Source organism: Rhizobium sp. AP16 (assembly GCF_000281735.1).
Classification (GTDB): Bacteria; Pseudomonadota; Alphaproteobacteria; order Rhizobiales; family Rhizobiaceae; genus Rhizobium; species Rhizobium rhizogenes.
Genome location: NZ_AJVM01000084.1, coordinates 1 through 22,685, shown reverse-complemented (window position 1 = coordinate 22,685; position 22,685 = coordinate 1). Strand labels below are relative to the sequence as shown.

Annotated in this window: 21 protein-coding genes; 10 read left to right on the top strand and 11 right to left on the bottom strand. The window is 60.3% G+C overall.

Going from position 1 to position 22,685, the window contains the following annotated elements:
* Window positions 1-67 precede the first annotated feature (67 nt).
* The gene (locus PMI03_RS28730; RefSeq protein WP_007702548.1) at window positions 68-1,834 is read right to left on the bottom strand and encodes a TRAP transporter large permease subunit; all 1,767 of its coding nucleotides are present in this window, start codon (window positions 1,832-1,834) and stop codon (window positions 68-70) included.
* Window positions 1,834-2,409, bottom strand: coding sequence for a TRAP transporter small permease subunit (locus PMI03_RS28725; RefSeq protein WP_007702545.1), 576 nt, complete (start codon window positions 2,407-2,409; stop codon window positions 1,834-1,836). Before PMI03_RS28725 ends, PMI03_RS28730 begins: the two co-directional genes overlap by 1 nt.
* 230 nt (window positions 2,410-2,639) lie before the next feature.
* On the opposite strand from PMI03_RS28725, the gene PMI03_RS28720 reads away from it, so the two are divergent.
* Together PMI03_RS28720 and PMI03_RS28715 are read left to right on the top strand one after the other, a co-directional pair.
* The gene (locus PMI03_RS28720) at window positions 2,640-3,563 is read left to right on the top strand and encodes a Gfo/Idh/MocA family protein (protein ID WP_007702542.1); all 924 of its coding nucleotides are present in this window, start codon (window positions 2,640-2,642) and stop codon (window positions 3,561-3,563) included.
* Window positions 3,564-3,635: 72 nt separating this feature from the next.
* Window positions 3,636-4,184, top strand: a complete 549-nt coding sequence (locus PMI03_RS28715; RefSeq protein WP_007702539.1) for a GrpB family protein — start codon at window positions 3,636-3,638, stop codon at window positions 4,182-4,184.
* A gap of 36 nt (window positions 4,185-4,220) precedes the next feature.
* Here PMI03_RS28715 and PMI03_RS28710 read toward each other — a convergent pair whose 3' ends face one another.
* Both PMI03_RS28710 and PMI03_RS28705 read right to left on the bottom strand, forming a co-directional pair.
* Complete coding sequence (locus PMI03_RS28710) at window positions 4,221-4,670, bottom strand: DNA polymerase III subunit chi (RefSeq protein ID WP_007702536.1); 450 nt, start codon at window positions 4,668-4,670, stop codon at window positions 4,221-4,223.
* Between the two features lie 32 nt (window positions 4,671-4,702).
* Entirely contained in the window at window positions 4,703-6,199 is a 1,497-nt protein-coding gene (locus PMI03_RS28705) for a leucyl aminopeptidase (protein ID WP_007702533.1), read from the bottom strand.
* A 211-nt stretch (window positions 6,200-6,410) separates the two neighbouring features.
* Here PMI03_RS28705 and PMI03_RS28700 point away from each other — a divergent pair, with 211 nt between their 5' ends.
* From PMI03_RS28700 to rsmA, 7 genes are all read left to right on the top strand, one after another.
* A complete protein-coding gene (locus PMI03_RS28700; RefSeq protein ID WP_007702530.1) occupies window positions 6,411-7,193 on the top strand; it encodes a phosphatase PAP2 family protein in 783 nt (260 codons plus the stop codon).
* 103 nt (window positions 7,194-7,296) lie between these two features.
* Entirely contained in the window at window positions 7,297-8,472 is a 1,176-nt protein-coding gene (locus tag PMI03_RS28695; RefSeq protein WP_007702527.1) for an LptF/LptG family permease, read from the top strand.
* Window positions 8,469-9,554, top strand: coding sequence for an LPS export ABC transporter permease LptG (lptG, locus tag PMI03_RS28690; protein ID WP_007702524.1), 1,086 nt, complete (start codon window positions 8,469-8,471; stop codon window positions 9,552-9,554). The genes PMI03_RS28695 and lptG overlap by 4 nt, the downstream gene beginning before the upstream one ends.
* Before the next feature lie 74 nt (window positions 9,555-9,628).
* Window positions 9,629-11,929 (top strand): LPS-assembly protein LptD, encoded by a 2,301-nt coding sequence (locus PMI03_RS28685; RefSeq protein ID WP_178128595.1) that lies wholly within the window; start codon window positions 9,629-9,631, stop codon window positions 11,927-11,929.
* A 209-nt stretch (window positions 11,930-12,138) separates the two neighbouring features.
* The gene (locus PMI03_RS28680) at window positions 12,139-13,089 is read left to right on the top strand and encodes a peptidylprolyl isomerase (protein WP_007702518.1); all 951 of its coding nucleotides are present in this window, start codon (window positions 12,139-12,141) and stop codon (window positions 13,087-13,089) included.
* An 8-nt stretch (window positions 13,090-13,097) separates the two neighbouring features.
* On the top strand, window positions 13,098-14,123 hold the full coding sequence (pdxA, locus tag PMI03_RS28675) for a 4-hydroxythreonine-4-phosphate dehydrogenase PdxA (RefSeq protein ID WP_007702517.1): 1,026 nt from the start codon (window positions 13,098-13,100) through the stop codon (window positions 14,121-14,123).
* Window positions 14,123-14,950 carry a 16S rRNA (adenine(1518)-N(6)/adenine(1519)-N(6))-dimethyltransferase RsmA gene (gene rsmA / locus PMI03_RS28670; protein WP_007702516.1) on the top strand — a complete coding sequence of 276 codons (828 nt, stop codon included), beginning with the start codon at window positions 14,123-14,125 and terminating at the stop codon, window positions 14,948-14,950. The genes pdxA and rsmA overlap by 1 nt, the downstream gene beginning before the upstream one ends.
* A gap of 24 nt (window positions 14,951-14,974) precedes the next feature.
* Here rsmA and gmk read toward each other — a convergent pair whose 3' ends face one another.
* From gmk to fabD, 7 genes are all read right to left on the bottom strand, one after another.
* Window positions 14,975-15,637: a guanylate kinase gene (gene gmk / locus PMI03_RS28665; protein WP_007702513.1), complete on the bottom strand. Its 663-nt coding sequence runs from the start codon at window positions 15,635-15,637 to the stop codon at window positions 14,975-14,977.
* A 3-nt stretch (window positions 15,638-15,640) separates the two neighbouring features.
* On the bottom strand, window positions 15,641-16,528 hold the full coding sequence (locus tag PMI03_RS28660) for a YicC/YloC family endoribonuclease (RefSeq protein ID WP_007702508.1): 888 nt from the start codon (window positions 16,526-16,528) through the stop codon (window positions 15,641-15,643).
* Between the two features lie 111 nt (window positions 16,529-16,639).
* Window positions 16,640-17,857 carry an endolytic transglycosylase MltG gene (mltG, locus tag PMI03_RS28655; RefSeq protein WP_012651191.1) on the bottom strand — a complete coding sequence of 406 codons (1,218 nt, stop codon included), beginning with the start codon at window positions 17,855-17,857 and terminating at the stop codon, window positions 16,640-16,642.
* Window positions 17,858-18,077: 220 nt separating this feature from the next.
* Window positions 18,078-19,340, bottom strand: a complete 1,263-nt coding sequence (gene fabF / locus PMI03_RS28650; protein ID WP_007702501.1) for a beta-ketoacyl-ACP synthase II — start codon at window positions 19,338-19,340, stop codon at window positions 18,078-18,080.
* A 111-nt stretch (window positions 19,341-19,451) separates the two neighbouring features.
* Window positions 19,452-19,688 carry an acyl carrier protein gene (locus tag PMI03_RS28645; RefSeq protein ID WP_003502080.1) on the bottom strand — a complete coding sequence of 79 codons (237 nt, stop codon included), beginning with the start codon at window positions 19,686-19,688 and terminating at the stop codon, window positions 19,452-19,454.
* 290 nt (window positions 19,689-19,978) lie between these two features.
* Window positions 19,979-20,716: a 3-oxoacyl-[acyl-carrier-protein] reductase gene (fabG, locus tag PMI03_RS28640; RefSeq protein WP_007702484.1), complete on the bottom strand. Its 738-nt coding sequence runs from the start codon at window positions 20,714-20,716 to the stop codon at window positions 19,979-19,981.
* A gap of 26 nt (window positions 20,717-20,742) precedes the next feature.
* Window positions 20,743-21,684, bottom strand: coding sequence for an ACP S-malonyltransferase (fabD, locus tag PMI03_RS28635; RefSeq protein ID WP_007702482.1), 942 nt, complete (start codon window positions 21,682-21,684; stop codon window positions 20,743-20,745).
* Window positions 21,685-21,879: 195 nt separating this feature from the next.
* Here fabD and PMI03_RS28630 point away from each other — a divergent pair.
* Window positions 21,880-22,685: aldo/keto reductase (locus PMI03_RS28630; RefSeq protein ID WP_007702480.1), on the top strand; the 806-nt coding region annotated here is incomplete at its 3' end.

Sequence of the window (22,685 nt, the reverse complement as noted above, 5' to 3'; positions counted from 1 at the left end):
TGAAAAACCCCGGAGTGTTGCTCCGGGGTTTTTCTTTTTGAATGCATGAAGCGCGGCAGCCCTGCCCTCATTTAAACGATGGCGGCTGGCTGAGATCGTTGGCCGGCGGATTGGCCTGCCCGCCATTCTGATCGGCCGGCTTGTCCTGCAGCGGATTGCCGCCCGGCAGCTGCAGGCCTGGCAGACCGAGACCGCCGCCATTGTCCTGGCCAGGAGTGCCGAAGCCCGGCACGTCGATCTTGATCGTATTCGGATCGATGCCCGTGCCCGCGCCTTTGTAGTGCATGACCATTTGCGGGAACATGATGGTCAGCGCCACCATCAGGATCTGGATACCGACGAAGGGCACGGCACCCCAATAGATCTGCCCTGTCGTCACCGGCGCGGTGTTTTTGCCCGTCACCTTGTCGAGATAGGGCACCTTTGCCGCGACCGAGCGCAGATAGAATAGCGCGAAGCCGAAGGGCGGATGCATGAAGCTCGTCTGCATGTTGACACCGAGCAAGACGCCGAACCAGATCAGGTCGATACCGAGCTTTTCGGCGGCGGGCGCCAGCAGCGGCACGATGATGAAGGCCAGCTCGAAGAAATCGAGGAAGAAGGCCAGCACGAAGACCAGCAGGTTGACGGCAATCAGGAAGCCGACTTCGCCGCCCGGCAGCGATACCAGCAGATGCTCCACCCAGACATGGCCGTTGACGCCGTAGAACGTCAGCGAGAACACGCGCGAGCCGATCAAGATGAACAGCACGAAGGACGAAAGCCGCGTCGTCGACGCGAGCGCCGAGCGGACCACGTCCATGCTCAAGCGACCCTTGGCCAACGCCATGATCAGAGCACCCACCGCCCCCATCGCGCCGCCTTCCGTCGGCGTCGCGATGCCGAGGAAGATGGTGCCGAGCACGAGGAAGATCAGCGCCAGCGGCGGGATCAGCACGATGATCACCTGCTGCGCCAACCGCGACATCAGGTTGAACTTCATCGTCTTGTCGACGACGGCAATGGCATAGATGAACGTCACGCCGACGGTTGCGCCGAGAATATCGGCGTTTTCCCCGTAGATCGGCGTCAGATAGACATGGGCGGCATAGGCGACACCGGCGCAGACCAGCAACGCGACGAAGAGCGAGGTCACGCCCGAACCAAGCGACCGCGCCTCCTTCGGCAGCGCCGGCATGGAGTCCGGCCGGACGATCGACATGATCAACACATAGAGCATGTAGAGGCCGGTCAGCACCAGGCCGGGGATCAGAGCACCGGCATACATGTCACCAACCGAGCGGCCGAGCTGGTCCGCCAGCACGATCAGCACCAGCGACGGTGGAATGATCTGCGCCAGCGTACCTGATGCAGCGATGACGCCGGAGGCAACCCGCCGGTCGTAGCCGTAGCGCAGCATGATCGGCAGCGAGATCAGGCCCATGGCGATGACCGATGCGGCGACAACGCCGGTGGTGGCGGCCAGCAGCGCGCCGACGAAGATCACGGCATAGGCAAGGCCGCCACGGATCGGGCCGAAGAGCTGGCCGACCGTATCAAGCAGGTCCTCGGCCATGCCGGAGCGCTCCAGCACGATACCCATGAAGGTAAAGAAGGGGATCGCCAGCAGCGTGTCGTTCGACATCACACCCCAGAACCGATCCGGCAGCGCGTTGAGCAACGGCCAGGACAGGTTGATCGATCCGCCGGAATAGGGCGCCAGCTCAACACCGATCCAGAAGAACAACAGGCCGTTGGCGGCGAGCGCGAAGGCGACGGGATAGCCGATCAGCAGGAAGATGATCAGCGAAGCGAACATGATCGGGGCCATGTTCACGGCAATGAATTCCAACATCAACGCACCTCCCCTGCATGCGTCTCGATATCGAGAGGCGCATGGGTCGGCACATAGGGTGTCGGATCATCCATATCGCCGCGCATGATGGCGATCTTCTTGATGATCTCGGAGACACCCTGCAGCGCCAGCAGAAAGAAGCCCGCCAACAGCAAAGCCTTGCCCGGCCAGATGATCAGGCCGCCGGCGCTGGAGGAAACCTCGCCGGACATGAAGGACATCCGGACATAGGGGATGAGATCATAGATCATCAACAGCACGAAGGGCATGAGAAACAGGCAATGGCCGAGAAGGTCGATCCAGTGCTGCACACGCCGCGACAGGGAACCGTAGAGGATATCGATGCGGATATGTTCGTTCTGCCTGAGCGTATAGGCGGCGGCGAGCATGAAGGCGGCGCCGAACAGATACCATTGCGCCTCCAGCCAGGCATTCGACGAGACGTTGAACACTTTGCGGACGATGGCGTTTCCGGAACTGACCAAAACGGCAACCAGGATGAGCCAGGAGACCGATTTGCCGATGATCTCCGTGACATGATCTATGAGCCGGCTGAAGCCGAGCAATGCTTTCATGATTTTTCCCCCCGCGGCAGTTTCTTCCCAGGATCCTTTCGCCGCGCACAGGCAGAGTGCCGATTTCACGCTGTCAATCAAGAGCCTAAGCTGGTTTTCCAAGTGTGATGATGGCAGGGTGAGCGTGGCCTTGCGGGAGCAGCGCCGCATTTGCGCTTTGCCACCCTTGCCCACCTCTGATGTTCTGATAAAAGACCATACCAATAATCATACTAATCGAGAGACACCCCATGTCCCCCATCAACCTCGCTATCGTCGGCGTCGGCAAGATCGTCCGCGACCAGCATCTTCCGTCCATCGCGAACAATGCGGATTTCAAACTGGTCGCCACGGCAAGCCGCCATGGCACGGTTGAAGGCATTCCGGCTTTCACCACCATCGAGGCCATGCTGGACGCGGTTCCCGAGATCGATGCAGTCTCGCTCTGCATGCCGCCGCAATATCGCTATGAAGCCGCCTACAAGGCGCTTCAGGCCGGCAAGCATGTCTTTCTGGAAAAGCCGCCGGGCGCGACGCTGAGCGAAGTCGCCGATCTTGAGGCCCTCGCCAAGGCAAAGGGTGTTTCGCTGTTTGCCAGCTGGCATTCGCGCTACGCGCCAGCCGTCGAAGCCGCCAAGGCCTTCCTCGACGGGACGACGATCAAGAGCGTGCATGTGATCTGGAAGGAAGATGTGCGCCATTGGCATCCGAACCAGGAATGGATCTGGCAGGCCGGCGGCCTCGGCGTCTTCGATCCGGGCATCAACGCGCTGTCGATCGTCACCCATATCCTGCCGCCGCTCTTCCTGACCGGCGCCGTGCTGGAATTCCCAGAAAACCGCGATTCGCCGATCGCCGCCGACCTGCACTTCAAGAGCGGCCAGGGGCTTCCGGTTCGTGCCGAATTCGACTGGCGCCAGACCGGCAAGCAGAGCTGGGATATCGTCGCCGAAACCGAGGCGGGCCAGATGGTGCTCGCCGAAGGCGGCTCGAAGCTCTCCGTTAACGGCGAACTGACCTTCACCGCGCCGGAGGCCGAATATCCATCGCTCTATCGCCGCTTCGCCGAGATCGTCAAAGCCGGCACGTCCGATGTCGACCTCGCGCCGCTTCGCCATGTCGCCGATGCATTCATGCTCGGCAAGCGCAAATTCGTCGAGGCTTTCCACGACTAAACTCGATTGACCGGTGAGATGCGTCACGCGCCATGCTAGAGTGGCGCATCTTCACTTGCTACGGAGATCGTAATGTCCTCGGAGAGCGGGCGAAATTTCGGGCTGGGCGTCGGCAACAAGTGCGTGACGCTTGCTGTACCGAATGCCCGATGGCAGGAAGCCTACGCGCTCGAAGCGGCAGCCATTCGCAAGGCGCTCGGCGATATCGCCCTCGACATCCAGCATATAGGCAGCACGTCGATCCCTTCGATCAAGGCAAAGCCGATCATCGACATCGCCGTCGCAGTCAGGCGCTTCGATGATGGCTTGGCATGCATCCGGCCGATGGAGGAGATCGGCTACTGCTATGTCGGCACCGAGCTCGTTCCCGACGATCATATTTTCGGTCGTGATATCGAAGGCGAGACGCGCACGCATCTCGTTCATATCGTTGAATATAACAGCACCAACTGGAATCGGTGGCTTCTATTTCGCGACAGGCTCCGTGCACATCCAGATCTGGCACTGGCCTATGAAATGCTGAAGATCGACCTGGCCGGGAAATATGCCGACAACCGCGCCGCCTATACGGCATCAAAGAAAGACTTCATCGAAAAGGTTCTGGCTGCGTCAGGCAAGTGAGCCATTACCCACTCCCCAAGAGGGAAGGAGAAAGCACTACGCTTTCTTTTCCCAACGCCCTTCCTGGGTCTGCTGCCAATAGGTGAGGTTATGCCCCTCGCCCTTCAACTTCTTCCATTGCGCGCGGGCGCCTTCCAATTGTTCCTGATCGTAACCGTCGAAGATGAAGACGACGCGCTGATAGGTGTCGATATCGGAGGCTTCGGCGCCGTCGATGAAGAAGCGGACGCTGGCATTGTTCAGATTATCCGGTGAGACGGTCAGGAGAACCGGCTGCCTGTCCGCCATCTCGCTTTCGTCGGTGCCATGCGGCAGGAAGCTGTCCTCGCGATAGGTCCAGAGATGCGTGTCGAGCGCATCGCGCCGGGCCTGCTCGCGTGTCTGGATGGCGACCTGCCAGCCGCGCTCGACACTCTTGTCGATCAGCGGCGGCAGGGCATCTTCGAGCTTCGATTCGGTCAGGTGATAGAAGAGAACGTCGGTCATGCCGCCTCTCCTATCTCAAACATGTCCGAAGGTCACGATTCGTAGTTCTCACGGACCAGTTCGTCGAGCAGGCGCACGCCGAAGCCCGAACCCCAGGACTGGTTGATCTCGTCCAGGGTCGAGCCCATCGCCGTGCCGGCGATATCGAGATGCGCCCAGGGCGTTTCCTGCACGAATCGCTTGAGGAACTGCGCGGCGGTGATCGAGCCGGCATAGCGGCCGCCGGTGTTCTTCATGTCGGCGAACTTGCTGTCGATCATCTTGTCGTAGTCCTTGCCGAGCGGCATGCGCCACAGGCGTTCGTTGGTGACAAGGCCGGCGGCGGTGAGCTGGTTTGCGAGCTGGTCGTCATTGCTGAACAGGCCAGCCTGCAGGTTGCCGAGCGCCACCAGGATAGCGCCAGTCAAGGTCGCCAGATTGATCATGAATTGCGGCTTGAAGCGGTCATTGGTGTACCAAAGCGCGTCGCAGAGCACGAGCCTGCCTTCTGCATCGGTGTTGATGATCTCGATCGTCTGGCCGGACATGGAGGTGACGATATCGCCCGGACGCTGGGCATTACCATCGGGCATGTTTTCGACCAGGCCGATGACGCCGATAGCGTTGACCTTCGCACCGCGGGCCGCGAGCGTGTGCATCAGGCCGGTCACGGCCGCCGCCCCACCCATGTCGCCCTTCATGTCTTCCATGCCGGCGGCGGGCTTGATGGAAATACCGCCGGTGTCAAAGACGACACCCTTGCCGATGAAGGCGACCGGCTTTTCCTTCGCCTTGCCGCCCTTCCATTGCATGATCACCAGACGCGGCGGACGCACGGAACCCTGCGCCACGCCAAGCAGCGCACCCATGCCGAGCCGGCGCATCTCGCGCTCGGTCAAGATTTCCACCTCGACGCCGAGTTTCTCCAGCGCCTTGGCCTTGGCGGCGAACTCGACCGGGCCAAGCACATTCGGCGGCTCGTTGACCAGATCGCGCGCCAGGATAACGCCGTCGGCAATCGCTTCCGATGCGGCGAAAAGCTTCTTTGCGGCTGCAACATCCGGGGTAACGATGGTCACCTTCACGGGTTTCTGAGCACCGTTCTTGTCGTCGTCATCGCCCTTCTTCGTCTTGTACGTGTCGAAACTATAGGCGCGCAGCAGCATGCCGAGAGCAAAATCGGCAGCCGCCTTGCCACCGGCTTGGACGCCGGGCAGGTCGATGAAGATCGCGGCCTTTTCGACATTGCGGATCCGCGCGGCCGCAGCCCCGCCGAGCTTCAGCCAATCATGCGCGTTCAGTTCCTTTGCCCTGCCGGTGCCGATCACGATAATCCGGTCAACCGGCGACCCCTCGGGCGCAACGATATCGAGGCTCGACAAACCCTTGGCGGTGAAACGGGCGATGCGCGCGGCCTTGGCGAAAACATTGGCCGGATCGGCGCCTGCGGCCCCCGCCGGCGATTCGCTGTCTGCGTCTTTCAGCAGGATGGCCAGACCGCCATTCAGTCGAACCGTTTTGGCAAAGGAAATCTCGAATTTCACAGACATTTCTGCTCCGATATATATGCGTATCGCAAAATAGAATTATAGACTTTGATCATTCAAGCTTTCCCCCTCAAATACAAGCTTTTGGCGAGACATTCGGCAAAGAAGCGTCCACTGCCACCTTCAAATCCCTGTCATCTATTGTCGCTAGCCTATTGGCGCATGCGTTGCGTGCCGCCGCCTGCCCAGCGTTGTCACTGACAGGAACGCCACCTTGATCATCGATTTCAGCGCCTTCGATCGCCAGGACCGTTTTCCCGAGATCCTGCGACCACGCACGGCCGGCGACGCGTTCGTCGCTCTGTTTTGTCTGTGGTGGATACTGCTCGGGCTATTTTCGATTTTTCCACAGATCGATCTCGCCGTCGCCAATATGTTCTTCCTGCCGGAACAGTGCATCGTCCCCGTCAAAGCCAGCCAGGTCTGCGGCATTTTCCCCTATGGTGACGATCCGCATATGCGTCTGCTCAGGGAGATCTTCTTCCAGCTTCCCTACGTCGCCGCCGCCGTCCTCTGTTGGATGCTGATCCAGTGCTGGCAGCATCACGGCGCAACGTTCAAGACGTTGCGAGCCTGCAATCTGAAGGTTGCGCTCGGTTCGCTGCTTCTCGGCCCCGTGCTGATCGTCAATCTCTGGCTCAAGGCGTTCTCAGGCCGCCCGCGGCCGCGGCAGACCGACTTCTTCGGCGGCACACTCGATTTCGTTCATGCAGGCTCCTTCGCCGGAAAATGCGTTAGCAACTGTTCCTTCATCTCCGGCGAGGCCGCCGCTGCCGGTTGGTTGTTCTGCCTGATTTTCATTATTCCACAGCCGGCCCGCACCGCACTCGCGCCGCCGATCGCGGTCGTTTCGATTCTCATTCCAGCCCTCAGAGTGGCTTTCGGAAGCCACTATCTGTCGGATGCCGTGCTTGGCTGGCTCTCGTCCCTTGTCATATTCACGGCGCTCATGGCCCTCTCCCAAACAACACACAGCAGAAGAATCTCAGAAAATTAACGAATTTTTTGCGACTGGGTTGTCGCCAAAAAAACGCAAACAGCGTAGAGGAGGATGAATCTCTGCCGGCTCGCCCGATAGAGCGTTGCGTTTAAGGGCCGGCATGAAGTTATTCGAAACATATATCGTACGGCGTGTCGGCATGATGTTCCTGGTAGCCCTGCTGCCGGTGCTCGCTATTATCTGGACGACTCAGGTATTGCAGCGCATCAACCTTGTGACCGATAGCGGCCAGTCGATCGGTTCGTTCGCGAAGCTTGCGACCCTTATCCTGCCGACCATCATTCCCGTCGTCCTGCCGTTTGCATTGGTCATCGGCATCACCCAGACGCTCACCGCGATGAACAGCGATTCGGAGCTGACCGTCATGGAAGCGGCGGGCGCCAGACGCAGCATCATCATCCGTCCGATCATGATTCTCGCCATAGCAATCAGCGTCTTCTCCTTTTTCGTTGACAACATGGTCGAGCCGAAGGCCCGCGTCGCGGCCCGGCAGATGGTTGCGGAAGCCTATGCCGACCTGCTGTCGACCGTGATCGAGGAAAAGAATTTCCGACGCATCGAAGACGGGCTTTACGTGCAGATCACCCAGCGCATGTCGGGGCGAATCCTGAAGGGCCTGTTCGTGGTGGATTCGCGCGATCCGGCTTTCGATCTCATCTATTATGCCAAGGAAGGCGCCGTTGATGCGAGCGGCTCGTCGCTGCTGATGAGGGACGGCGAAGTCCACCGCAAGACGTCTGATGGCGACGTCTCCGTCATCAAATTCGATTCCTACTCCTTCGACCTCTCCGACATGACACAAAGCCGCGGCCAGGCAACCCTGCGCGCCGGCGACCGCAGCCTTGGCTTCCTGCTCAACCCGGATCCTAACGATGCGGATTATAAGGCCAAACCGAGCGGATACCGTTCCGAATTGCATCGGCGCCTGACCGACTGGGCGCTGCCAGCCATTTTTGCCCTGATATCCCTGGTGATCGCCGGCGACGCGCGATCCCATCGCGAGGCGCGGCTGCATCCGATGGTATCGGCGCTCACGATTGCTTTTGCACTGCGATGGGCGGATTTTTACGCGGCCAACCAGATCGAGACGGCGCCCTATTTCGTCGGCATCCTCTATGGGATCAACATCGCCGCAACGCTGATTGCGATCTTTCTCCTGTTCAGGAACCGTAGAATGTCCATGCCGGTGTCGATCCGCAACCGTTTCGGTAGCTGGCGGCAGAAGCTCCAGGAACGCATCCCGACGCCCGGCAGCTCGAATGGGAGCGGCGCATGATCTTCAGCACGCTCGGCCGCTACTTCTTCACGCGCTACATCATCACGACGCTCTGGTTTTTCCTCGGTGTCACCTCGCTGGTGTATCTGATCGACTTCAGCGAGACCGCTGGCCGGCTCGCTGGCCTTCCGGGATACACGGTCAAAATCGGTCTGCTGATGACGGCCGTCAGATTGCCGTTCATCATGCAGCAGACGGTGCCGTTCATCGCCCTGTTCGTCGGCATGACCGTGTTGATCGCGCTCAATCGCCGCCGCGAGCTGGTGATCGCGCGTGCCGCCGGCATCTCCGTCTGGCAATTCATGACGCCTTTCGTGGTTGGCGCCTTCTGTGTCGGCTTGCTGACCATGCTCGCTCTCAATCCGGTTGCCGCATGGGGTCAGCGGCAGGCGGAAACGATGGAAGCCGATTTGCGCGGCGATCCGTCCTATCGCAATACACTTTCCATTCCGTGGCTGCGTCAGTCGGATGGCAAAAGCGACATCATCATCGGTGCCAAGGCTGTTCTCGACAACGGCACGACCTTGATGAACGTCGTCTTTATCCACTTCGATTCACAGGGAAATATCATTCTGCGGCAGGATGCCCAGTCGGCTAAGTTGGAAAATGGTTACTGGCTTCTTAACAGTGTCGTCGAGCGTGCACCGGGCGAAATTCCCGCGCACAAGAGCACGACACAGGTTCGTACGAATCTGAAACAGGATTTCGTCTCGGAGCGTTTGGCGCAGCCGGAAACCATTGCTTTTTATGATCTTTCTAATCGAATAGCGATTGCAAAGTCCTTTGGCATCTCAACCAAGGCGCTTGAAACGCAATTTCACTCGCTGCTGTCACAGCCATTCCTTTTGGTGGCAATGACGCTGATCGCAGCAACCGTGTCCCTAAAATTCAGTAGATTCAACCAATCGCGCTCCGTGATTCTGGGTGGAATCCTCTCAGGCTTCGTGCTTTATGTTGTCACCGTGCTTGTAAAAGCATTTGGGAGCAGCGGAGTGGTTCCTCCCTTCGTGGCGACATGGATACCCGTGATCGTCGCTTTGGCATTCGGAGCAACGATCCTGCTTCATCAGGAGGACGGCTAGTGGCGGGCAACCGCAAGAGTATCAGGAAGTTTGTGGCTGCCCTTATTACGGGCACGGCTACATGCGCGTATATCATGAGCCCGGTCGTAGCTTACGCCCAGGCTACCAACAACAATGGCGGCGCCGGTGCTGCGACCGCTCCCGTAAAGGTCAACGTACCCGACGGCTCCAAGCTGATCCTTTCGTCCAACGAATTGGTCTACAACAAGGACAACCAGATCGTCACCGCCACCGGTGCCGTGCAGATCAACTATGGCGGCTACAAAATGGTCGCCCAGAAGGTTGAGTATAATCAGAAGTCCGGTCGGATGACGGCAATCGGCAATGTCGAGCTGATCAGCCCCGACGGCAATCGCATGTACGGTGACAAAATGGATGTCACCGACAGCTTCTCCGACGGCTTCGTCAATGCCCTGCGCATCGAAATGCCGGACAATACCCGCATGGCCGCCGAAAAGGGCGAACGTGTCGGCGGTACGCAGATGATTCTGACGAAGGGCGTCTATACGGCCTGTCAGTCCTGCTCCGAACAAGGCCGTGCACCGCTGTGGCAGGTCAAGGCGCAGCGCGTGGTGCAGAACGGCGTGACGCATACCGTCCGCCTCGAGCATGCCCGCTTTGAACTGTTCGGCCATCCGATCGCCTACATTCCGTGGATCGAAGTTCCCGACAACACGGTAAAGCGCAAGTCCGGCTTCCTGTTCCCGTCGATGAGTGTTTCCCAGCACCTCGGCTTCGGTCTCAAGGTTCCGTACTATTACGTCATCTCGCCGAGCATGGACGCCACGATCAGCGCCACCGGCTACACGAACCAGGGTCTGCTGCTGGAGGGTGAATTCCGGCAACGCCTTGAAAACGGCACGCATACTCTGCGCGTCGCCGGCATCAACCAGATGGATCCCAGTGCTTTCACGTCCGGAACCACCGATGCCGAGCACAAGACTCGCGGCATGATCTCGTCCAAGGCGGATTTCAGGATCAATCCTCGCTGGACCTTCGGCTGGGATGTCATGGCGCAGAGCGACAACAACTTCTCGCGCACCTATGGGCTGGATGGTCTCAACCAGAGCACCCATACCAACCAGGCCTACCTGACCGGTCTCGGCAAGCGCAATTATTTCGATATGCGCGCCTTCTACTACCAGGTCCAGGACTCCGACAATAACGACACCGCTACGAAGCAACAGGCGGTCGTCTACCCGAGCATCGACTATCACTATGTCGATCCGAAGTCGGTCTATGGCGGCGAATTGTCGGCGACCATGAACTTCACGCGCCTGTCGCGTGATACGACATCGGTGCTCGACGCCACCAATACTCTCGGCGACTCCAGCCTGAACGACCGCTATCTCGGTCTTTCCGGAGATTATACGCGTCTCAGCACCGAGGTGCAGTGGCAACGTACCTTCACCACGGATCAAGGTCTGGTGTTGACGCCATTGGCGGCGCTTCGCGGCGACGTCTATGGCCTGGACATGGATGCGCCGGGAGCCGGTACTTATTCCGGCAATTACGACACGAGCGACTATGCCACGCGTGGCATGGCGACGGCCGGTCTTGAAGCGAAGTACCCCTTCCTCATCACCACCAGCAACAGCACGCATGTGTTCGAGCCGATCGCACAGCTCTATGTGCGTCCGGACGAGCAGCTTGCCGGGCAATTGCCGAATGAGGATGCCCAGAGCTTTGTCTTCGATGCGACCAATCTGTTCGATCGCGACAAGTTCTCCGGTTTCGACCGCGTCGAAGGTGGCACACGCGCCAACGTCGGTTGGCGCTACACCGGCAGCTTCGACAGTGGCTACAAGTTGCAGCATATCTTCGGCCAGTCCTTCCAGCTTGCCGGCCGCAACTCCTTCGCAGAGACTGATCTTGCCGGCGTCGGCACGGATTCGGGGCTTGAAACCGCCCGTTCCGACTATGTGACCATGTTCGGCCTCACCACGCCGCAGGGCTTCTCGCTTTCGCAGTCCTATCGTTTCGACGAAAAGGATTTCGCGTTCCGTCGCGGCGATACTACGGTCGGCTTCGCCAACGATGTCTTCCAGACCACGGCGACCTACACCCACATTGCCGCGCAGCCGCAATATGGCTTCACCTCGGATCAGGATGAAATCCAGACGCGCGCTCAGATCAAGTTCAAGGAATATTGGTCGGTGTTCGGTACGGTGAACTATGACATCAACGATAGCGAGATCACTCGCCAGGGTGTTGGCCTCTCCTATGAGGACGAATGCACGATCTTCAGCGTTTCCTTCCTGAACAAGAAGGATTCGACGAGCGCCTCGGCAAGCGACTGGTCGATCGGGGCCCGAATCACGTTCCGCACGCTCGGCGACGTCAATCTCGGCAACACCCAGGACGCCACGTTCTGATCTATCAAACTTCAAAAAAGGGCCGGCTCCACAAGCCGGCCCTTTTTGTTTGAAACCGGCTTCCACTCCCCTCCGCGTCATTGTTTCGCCGCAAGGATTTTGCAATTCGTCGTGCTTGTTGTAGACATGTGGCGCAAAATTGCCGTATTGCGCGAACGGCGTCCCGATGTGACGCAGTGCGGATAAGGACCTTTGGGAAGGGGTAATTGATGTTCTCTGAAAAGACACCGATGCGCGCTGTGCTATTCGGAGCCGCGGCGCTGATCATGGCCACGTTCGCCATGCCGAGCAGCGATGTTGCCTTCGCAGCAAGCGAGGTGAAGGTCGTTGTCAACAATTCGGTGATCACCTCGGGCGATATCGCCAAACGTATCAACTTCCTCAAATTGCAGCACCAGAAGGGCGACCTCAACAAGCTGGCCCAGGAACAGCTTGTCGACGAGACGCTGAAGCGCGCTGAAATCTCCCGCGTACGCATGTCGGTATCGACGTCAGACGTCGACAGCGCCTTCGGCCGCTTCGCCGCGAGCAACAAGATGTCGCCGCAGCAGCTTGGTCAGATCCTCGACAAGATGGGCGTCGGCGTCGATCACTTCAAATCCTATATCGCCGTCTCCATGAGCTGGCCGCGCGTCGTCAATGCCCGCTTCGGCTCGAGCGGTGGCAACAAGCTGTCGAATGATGACCTCGTGACCCGTATGACGGAAAACAAGACGAAACCGGTCACCACGGAATACTTCCTGAAGCAGATCGTCTTCGTCGTTCCGCAAGCGAAGCGGAATGCCATCCTCAACCAGCGCAAGTCCGAGGCGGAAGCCTCGCGGGCCAAGTTCCCAGGTTGCGATCAGGCGAAGGTCTTTGCCGCGACCATGCGTGATGTCTCCGTCCAGGATCTCGGCCGCGTGCTGGCCCCCGATCTGCCTGAAATCTGGAAGCCGCTGCTCGAACAGGCAAAAGGCAATACGACCACCCCAGTCGTAACCGATCGCGGCGTCGAGTATGTCGCCATTTGCTCACAGCGCCAGGTCAATGACGACGTTGCCGCAGCAGCCGTCTTCCGCGCGGAAGACATCGGCAAGGCGGGTGCACAGGGCATCAGCGCCAACGACAAGAAGTATATGGACGAACTGCGCTCCAAGGCGCAGATCCTGTATCGCTGATCGCCGCGATGCCGCAGCACTCTTCCCGCCCCCTCGCGCTGACGCAAGGGGACCCGGCAGGTATCGGACCTGACATTACGCTCGCCGCCTGGCTCCGTCGCGGCGAGCTTTCTCTGCCGCCCTTCCTCTTTCTCGGCGATCCGAACGTCCTTGCCGCGCGCGCCCTGCAATTGAACCTCGACGTGCCCCTGCGGGAAGCGGACGCCTCGATAGCCTGCGGCGTCTTCACCGCAGCCCTGCCGGTGCTGCCGATCGCCGCCGGCGCGACGGTGATCGCGGGCGAACCGCATGTCGCGACAGCCAAGGGCACCATCGCCGCCATAGAAACGGCGGTCTCGCTCACCATGAACGGTGACACCTCCGCCGTCGTCACCAATCCGATCGCCAAATCGGTTCTCTACGATGCCGGCTTCGGCTTTCCCGGCCATACCGAATTCCTCGCCGATCTGGCAACTCGCGCAACAGGCAAGCCGGTGATGCCGGTGATGCTGCTGGCCGGGCCGAAACTGCGGGCCATACCCGTCACCATTCATATCCCGCTGAAGGACGTGCCAGCGGCGTTGACGGCCGATCTCATCATCGAGACCTGCCGGATCACCGATCACGATCTTAGAACCCGCTTCGGCATCACCAAGCCGCGACTGGCGGTCGCCGGTCTCAATCCGCATGCCGGCGAGAACGGCGCGATCGGCAAGGAGGATGAGGAGATCATCCGCCCGGCGATCGAGGTGCTGCGTAAGGAAGGCATAGATGCCTTCGGCCCCCTTCCCGCCGACACGATGTTCCATGACGACGCACGCCGTCGCTATGACGTCGCTATCTGCATGTATCACGATCAGGCCCTGATCCCGGCCAAGGCGCTCGGGTTTGACGATTCCGTCAATGTCACGCTCGGCCTTCCCTTCGTCCGCACCTCGCCGGACCATGGCACGGCCTTCGGCATCGCCGGCAAGGGCGTCGCCAAGGAGGACAGCCTCGTGGCCGCCCTCAGGCTGGCAAGCGAGATCAGCCGCGCAACGGGAAGCATTCGCTGATGGCTGCACTCGACGGTCTGCCCCCGCTTCGCGATGTGATCCAGCGCCATGGCCTCGACGCACGCAAGGCACTCGGCCAGAATTTCCTGCTCGATCTCAACCTGACCCAGAAGGTCGCCCGTACCGCCGGATCGCTCGAAGGCGTCACCGTCTTCGAAGTCGGACCGGGACCAGGCGGGCTGACACGCGCCATCCTGGCGCTCGGAGCCGCCAAGGTCATTGCTATTGAGCGCGACGCGCGCTGCCTGCCGGCGCTTGCCGAAATCGCCGATCACTATCCCGGCCGGCTGGAGGTCATCGAAGGCGATGCGCTGAAGACGGATTTCGCGGGCATGGCGTCGGAAGGTCCGGTGAAGATCATCGCCAACCTGCCCTACAATGTCGGCACGCAATTGCTGGTGAACTGGCTGCTGCCGGGCCATTGGCCGCCCTTCTGGCAATCGCTGACGCTGATGTTCCAGAAAGAGGTCGGCCAGCGGATCGTTGCCGACGAGGATGACGATCACTATGGCCGTCTCGGTGTTCTCTGCGGCTGGCGTACGCAGGCACACATGGCCTTCGATATCTCGCCCCAAGCCTTCTCGCCACCGCCGAAGGTAACCTCGACGGTGGTGCATCTGACGCCCAGGGAGAACCCGATCCCTTGCTCCGTCGACAAGCTGGAAAAGGTGACGCAAGCAGCCTTCGGCCAGCGTCGCAAGATGCTGCGCCAAAGCCTGAAGCCGCTCGGCGGCGAAACCCTGCTGCAGAAGGCCGATATCGACCCGCAACGGCGCGCTGAAACGCTCTCCGTCGAGGAGTTCTGCAGGCTGGCGAATTGCCTCTGATTGGATCAGAGCTTCTGATCGGGATCAGAGCTTCGGCGTTTCTTCCAGGAGACCACGTACGAAATCGAACATGCCGTGACGGCGGTCGCGGCGCAGGCGTTCGGCCTTGACGATTGACTGAACCGCATCGAAGGCGGCATTCAGGTCGTCGTTGATGATAACGTAGTCATACTCACGCCAATGGGCGATCTCCGATCGCGAATTGGCAAGCCGCGTGGCAATCACCTCTTCGGAATCCTCGGCGCGACGGTGCAGGCGCGATTGCAGCTCCGTCATGGTCGGCGGCAGCACGAAGATGGAGACGACATCGGCGGGCATCTTCTCCTGAAGCTGCTGCGCGCCCTGCCAGTCGATATCGAAGAGCATGTCGCGGCCCTCGGCCATCGCCGTTTCCACTGGCTCGCGCGGCGTGCCGTAGAAATTGCCATGCACCTCGGCCCATTCGAGCAGCGAATCGGAATCACGAAGCCGCTCGAACTCCCGCTGCGAGACGAAATGATAATGCACGCCGGCGATCTCGCTCGGCCGACGCTGCCGTGTCGTGACGCTGACGGAAAGGCCGACATGCTTGTCGGTGTCGAGCAGAGTGCGGGCGATGGTCGACTTTCCCGCGCCCGACGGCGAGGAAATAGCCAACATCAGCCCCCGACGGGCAATTGGAATGGATGTGGATATCACCGGCTTCATGGCCTACTCCAAATTCTGGACTTGTTCGCGGAACTGGTCGATGACCACTTTCAATTCGATACCGGCGGCGGTGACCGCCGCGGAATTCGACTTCGAACAGATAGTATTCGATTCCCGGTTAAATTCCTGTGCAAGGAAATCAAGCTTGCGTCCGACCGGACCACCCTTGGCGATGAGGTCGCGAGCGGCCACGACATGCGCCTTCAGCCGGTCGATCTCCTCGCGCAGATCGGCCCTGGTGGCGATCAGCGCAGCCTCGGCATGCAGCCGGTCGCGATCGAGGCTGGCGGCACCGTCGAGGAGCATGGAGACCTGTGCGGTAAGCTTCGCGGCAATCTCCTGCGGCGAACGCGAAGGGTCGAGCTCCACCGTTGCCGTCAGCGTCTCGATCGTGGCGACGTGACCGAGCAGGATCTGGCCGAGTGCCCGGCCTTCCTGGCTGCGCATCTCGCTGAGATCGCCAAGTGCCGCCTCAAGACCCGCCATGATGTCGGCGTCGCGCGCTGCGAGCGCTTCTTCGCTCTCCTCGGCTTCCTTGAACTCCACGATCCCTCGGATGCCGAGCAGCGTGTCCAGCCGCAGCGGCGCAGGATCAATGACGCCTGTAAGCTGATCACGCAGCGCCAGCACGGTCGCCAGCGCACCCTGATTGACGACGGCTTCGACCCGGCTTTCATCGACGGACACGGAAAGGCCAACCTGGAGATTGCCACGCGAAAACCGGTCGGTGATCAGCTTGCGCACATCGGTTTCCAGGCGCTCCAGCCCAGGCGGCAGGCGCAGGCGGACGTCGAGGCCCTTGCCGTTGACCGACCGCAGCTCCCATGCCCAGCGAGAGCGCCCGCTCGTTCCTTCACGCCGGGCAAAACCGGTCATGGACTGCAGCACCATGCAAGCCTCCGATGATTCTAGTCCGTCATCCGCCGAAAATCAGCGCATTGCGGATGATTGTAAAGTGAGTCCGCCCGTGCGTCCCATAGAAAGCACGGTGCAGGTCGAGGATCAGTTCGTCTTCTTTTTCTGCTGTGTGCCGGAACCTGTGGTGGTGGCGGCGCCATCGTCAGGCTGACCGTCGACCGCGATCGCGCTCGGGTCCTCGCCCTTCTCCGCCACGAGCTTGCGCCAGCGTTTGACGTTGGCATTGTGCTCTTCCAGCGTCGCGGCAAAGACATGCCCGCCGGTGCCATCGGCGACGAAATAAAGGTCCTGCGTCTTCCAGGGGTTAGCAACGGCTTCCAGCGCATCCCTGCCCGGATTGGCGATCGGCGTCGGCGGCAAACCCTTGATGATATAGGTGTTGTAGGCTGTCTCTTTCTTCAGATCCGACTGGAAGATCGGGCGGTCGCTCGGCTTTCCATCACCGCCGAAGAGACCGTAGATGATCGTCGGGTCGGATTGCAGACGCATGCCCTTGCCAATCCGGTTCAGGAAGACGGAGGCGACATGGGCGCGCTCATCCGCCAGACCTGTTTCCTTCTCGACGATCGAAGCCAGCGTCACGAATTCCTGCTTGTTGGCAAGCGTCAGGTTCGGATCACGTTTCTGCCAGATCTGGTCGACCAGCTTTTCCTGCGCGCCAGCCATTTGCTGAACGATCTCCGTCCGCTTGGTGCCGCGCGTGAATTTATAGGTGTCGGGCCGCAGGCTGCCTTCGGCCGGCAGCGCCGACGGCAATTCGCCTTCCAGCACCGGGTCGGCCTGCAGCTTGTTGAATATCTGGCGCACCGTCAGCCCTTCCGGCAGGGTGACCGAATAAAGGATCGACTTGCCGGATTTCAGCAGCTCCATGATGTCCTTCATGGAAGCGCCGGCCTTGATCTCATATTCGCCGGACCGCAGGGTCTCTCCGTCATGCAGATTGGTAGCCGTCATATAGCGAAAGATGCGGGCGTCGGAGATGAGGTTGTTGGCTTCGAGCCGATTGGAGATTTCGGCAAGGCCAGCGCCACTGCGCACGATGAAGTTGCTGTTGGTCGCCAGCGGGCCAGGGCTCTGATAGGCGGAGATGGCATAATAGGCACCAATGATCGCGAGAACGATGACGAAAACCACCAGCGTCATCAAAAAATTCAGGAAGATCACCATCTGGCTGCGGGCTTTGCGGGAGCGCTTCGGCGGATCCGGAACACGCTCCGGACGCAGCGCCTCGTTGGCCGATTTCGGGATAATCGGCCCCTTCTGCCCGTTCGGAGTTCCGTTGCTCTGATTCGTATCGCTCACCGGCAATCCCTTCATTTTGTCGTCGCCTGCTGTTTGGCCAAGCAATGCGGCAAAAAGCAGGTTCTGGAAACAAAGCGGAGCCCGGTGGAGCTCCGCTTTCGACCGATCAGACATTACCGCGAACGCATCCGGGATGCGCGAAAGACGCGGTAACATTCAAGGGCGGCGCATAATCTTGCCGAAAAGCACCTCCGCCTTTCGGACTTATATGCGCAATTTCTTATGCCTGATAGCGCCGCAGGACAAGTGACGCATTCGTACCGCCGAACCCGAAGGAGTTCGACAATGCGACATTGATCTCCCGCTTGCGAGCCTTGTGCGGGACGAGATCGATCGCGGTTTCGCGCTCCGGATTGTCCAGGTTCAGCGTCGGCGGCGCAATATTGTCGCGAATGGCAAGCGCGGAGAAGATTGCCTCGATCGCGCCGGCAGCGCCCAGAAGATGGCCGGTCGCCGACTTGGTCGAGGACATCGAGATCCTGGGCGCGGCGTCGCCGACCAGCCGCTCGACGGAACCGAGCTCGATCGTGTCGGCCATGGTCGAGGTGCCATGCGCGTTGATATAGTCGACGTCAGCCGGCGTCAGGCCAGCGCGCTTCAGGGCCGATGTCATGCAGCGGAACGCACCCTCGCCGTCAGCGGACGGCGCGGTGATGTGATAGGCGTCGCCGGAAAGGCCGTAGCCGACCACTTCGGCGTAGATCTTGGCGCCGCGCGCCTTGGCATGTTCCAGCTCTTCCAGAACGACGATACCGGCACCCTCGCCCATGACAAAACCGTCGCGGTCGCGATCGTAGGGGCGGGACGCCTTCTGCGGATTGTCATTATATTCCGTCGACAGCGCCTTGCAGGCGGCAAAGCCGGCAAGCGAGATACGGCAAACCGGAGCTTCGGCGCCGCCGGCAACCATGACGTCGGCATCGCCGAGCATGATCAGGCGGGCCGCATCGCCGATAGCGTGCGCGCCGGTGGAACAGGCCGTGACGACCGCGTGGTTCGGACCGCGCAGCTTGTGGCGGATCGAGACCTGGCCGGAAACGAGATTGATGAGGCGCCCTGGAATGAAGAAGGGCGAAATGCGCCGCGGCCCCTTGTCGCGCAGCGTATAGCCGGCCTCGACAATGCCTTCCAGGCCACCGATGCCCGAGCCGATCATGACACCCGTGGCGATCTGGCCTTCATCCGACGTCGGATGCCAGCCGGCGTCAGCCAGCGCCATGTCGGCCGCTGCCATGCCGTAAATGATGAAAGGATCGACCTTGCGCTGTTCCTTGGGCTCCATCCAGTCGTCGGCATTGAAGGTGCCGTCGCTGCCATCACCAACAGGAACGCGGCAAGCAATCTTTGCGGGGAGGTCTTCGACCTCGAATTCCGTTACCAGACGCGCGCCGTTGTGTCCGGCGATCAAGCGCGACCAGGACACCTCCGTGCCACAGCCCAAAGGTGATACCATGCCGGTACCCGTGATAACGACACGTCTCATCGCCTGCAGACCCCCGTCCTCTTATGCCATGCGTATGAATAGAAAGCGCCCGGCATCTCCGGACGAAATAGGGCGGACTCAGAGAGCCCGCCCATCAGAAAGTGCAAATGATTAGGCCTGGGCCTTTTCAATGAACTTTACCGCGTCGCCGACCGTCAGGATCGAGTCAGCTGCGTCATCGGGAATTTCAACGCCGAATTCTTCTTCGAAGGCCATGACCAGTTCGACGGTGTCGAGCGAGTCAGCGCCGAGGTCGTCGATGAAGCTAGCGCCTTCAACAACCTTGTCGGCGTCAACGCCAAGATGATCAATAACAATTTTCTTTACGCGTTCTGCGATATCGCTCATGTCGGTTTCCTCGACCTTATATCCTGATCAGAATGTCGTCTGACATCCCTACCCTGTTCAAAGCCTGCAACGCCCCTATTGGCGCCGCTGGCAAATCTGTTCAACCCCGCCCTGAGATCCGGCCCGGCCACCTTATACGCGGCACAGTCCTTCTGCATTTTCGGGGCGACTGTTCACAGTCATGGCCCGCTTAACACGGTTTAAGTCCGTCGCAAAGCCAGAAAATCGCCGGTTCTGCGTTGCTCAACATGCTATTGGAGGGAAAATTCCCGCCAACGGACTTTTCCATTTCAGATCATCGCCATGCCGCCATTGACGTGAATCGTCTGGCCGGTGACGTAGCTTGCCTCGGAAGACGCAAGATAAGCGACGGCCGATGCGACTTCGGCGCCGTTACCCATGCGCTTCATGGGAATGGCACCCATGATCGCTTCCTTCTGCTTGTCGTTGAGCTTGCCGGTCATGGCGCTCTCGATGAAGCCGGGAGCGACGCAATTGACCGTCACGTTGCGGGTCGCGATTTCCTGCGCCAGCGACTTGGTGAAGCCGACCATGCCGGCCTTGGCCGCACAGTAGTTGGCCTGGCCGGGATTGCCGACGACGCCGACGACGGAGGTGATGTTGATGATGCGGCCATAGCGGCGGCGCATCATCGGGTGGGTCAGCTCCCGCGTCAGCAAGAAGACGGAGGTGAGATCGACTTCCAGCACGCTATCCCAGTCCTCGTCGCTCATGCGTACGAAAAGACCGTCCTTGGTGATGCCGGCATTGTTGACGAGGATGTCGACGCCGCCGAGCTCTTCTTCCGCCTTGACGCCAAGCGCCTTGACCTCTTCGCGATTGGACAGGTTGGCCGGAAAGATCTTGACGCGGTCGCCAAGGTCGGCAGCCAGCGCCTCAAGCTTCTCGACGCGGGTACCGTGCAGGCCGACGATGGCGCCCTGCTTGTGCAGCAGCCTTGCGATCTCTTCGCCGATACCACCCGAAGCACCGGTTACCAGGGCCTTGCGGCCGGTCAAATCAAGCATGTGGTGTTCCTCGTTCCGTAATGTTCTTAAAGCAGGCTTGCGAGCGCGGTATCGATATCGGCGGCCGAATTCACCGCGATGCCGTTCACCGATTTATCGATGCGCCGTGCAAGTCCCGTCAGCACCTTGCCGGCGCCGATCTCATACAATGTTGTCACGTTATGGGCGGCGAACCATTCCACCGTCTCGCGCCAGCGTACCTGGCCGGTGACCTGCTCCACGAGCAGATTGGCGATCTCGCCGGCGTCCGTAACCGGAGCAGCGCGCACATTGGCGATGAGCGGCACGATCGGATTGGATTTCGCGACGTCGGCGAGTGCCACGCGCATCGCCTCGGCGGCGGGCGCCATCAACGAGGAATGGAAGGGTGCGGAGACCGGCAGCAGGATAGCGCGCTTGGCACCCTTGGCGGTTGCCAGTTCAGCAGCCTTCTCGACCGGGGCCTTCTCGCCGGAAATGACGATCTGGCCGCCGCCATTGTCGTTGGCGATCTGGCAGGCGCCAAGGACCGACGCCTCCGTGCAGACAGCGACGACATCGGCATGTTCGAGGCCGATGATTGCCGCCATGGCGCCGACGCCGACCGGAACCGCCGCCTGCATGGCATTGCCGCGAATACGCAGCAGCCGCGCCGTATCGGCAAGCGAGAACGTGCCGGCGGCACACAGCGCCGAATATTCGCCGAGCGAATGGCCCGCGACGTAGGCGACCTTGCTCTTCAGATCGAGGCCGCGTGCCTGCAGAACGCGGATGACGGCGATCGACACGGCCATCAGCGCCGGCTGGGCGTTGGCCGTCAGCGTCAGCTTGTCCTCGGGACCATTGAAGATGACGTCGGAGAGCTTTTCACCAAGCGCTTCATCAACTTCCTCGAAGACGGCGCGCGCTTCGGCGAAATTGTCTGCAAGGTCCTTGCCCATGCCGACAGTTTGGCTGCCCTGGCCGGGAAATGTGAAGGCTACAGTCATTATATTAGGCTTCCTATGGCGTCGTTTCGTTCCCAAATGACATTGTTTGCGGTGGAGTCAATAGCGCAAGCCCCGCAGCCAACGGCTTTTGCGTTTGCGAAATGCACCAATTTTCTTCTTGCGCTTGCTCAATTCGAGCCTAAATTCGCTCGACCTTCCCCTTAGAGACGTTCCCGTTATCCGCAAGGTTTTCCCATGAAGTATAAGAATTTAGGCCGCACCGACATTTCCGTTTCGCAGATCTGCCTGGGCACGATGACCTGGGGCACGCAGAACAGCGAAGCCGAGGCGCATGAACAGATGGATTATGCCCTGCAAAAGGGCGTCAATTTCTTCGATACCGCCGAAATGTACCCGACGACGCCGGTCGGCGCGGAGACTCAAGGACGCACCGAAGAATACATCGGCACCTGGTTCGAAAAGACCGGCAGGCGCAAGGATGTCGTTCTCGCCACCAAGGTCGCCGGCCCCGGGCGCGACTATCTGCGTAACGGCCAGGGCGCCGATGCCGCCAATATCCGCGCCGCGATCGACAGCAGCCTGAAGCGGCTGAAGACCGACTATATCGACCTCTACCAGGTGCACTGGCCGAACCGCGGCCACTTCCACTTCCGCCAGAACTGGCGTTACAACCCCTTCACCCAGGACCGCGAGAAGGTGGTCGCCAACATCACCGACATCCTGGAGACGATGGGCGAGCTGGTGAAAGCCGGCAAGATTCGTGCGCTTGGCCTTTCCAACGAGACGACCTGGGGCATCCAGAAGTATCTGACGCTCGCCGAGCAGAAGAGCCTGCCGCGCGTGGTCTCGACGCAGAACGAATACAACCTGCTCTACCGGCACTTCGATCTCGATCTCGCCGAGCTGTCGCATCATGAAGATGTCGGCCTTCTCGCCTATTCGCCGCTCGCCGGCGGCATCCTCAGCGGCAAATATGTCGGCGGCGCGCGCCCGGCCGGTTCGCGCGGCTCCATCAACCATGACATCGGCGGCCGCCTGCA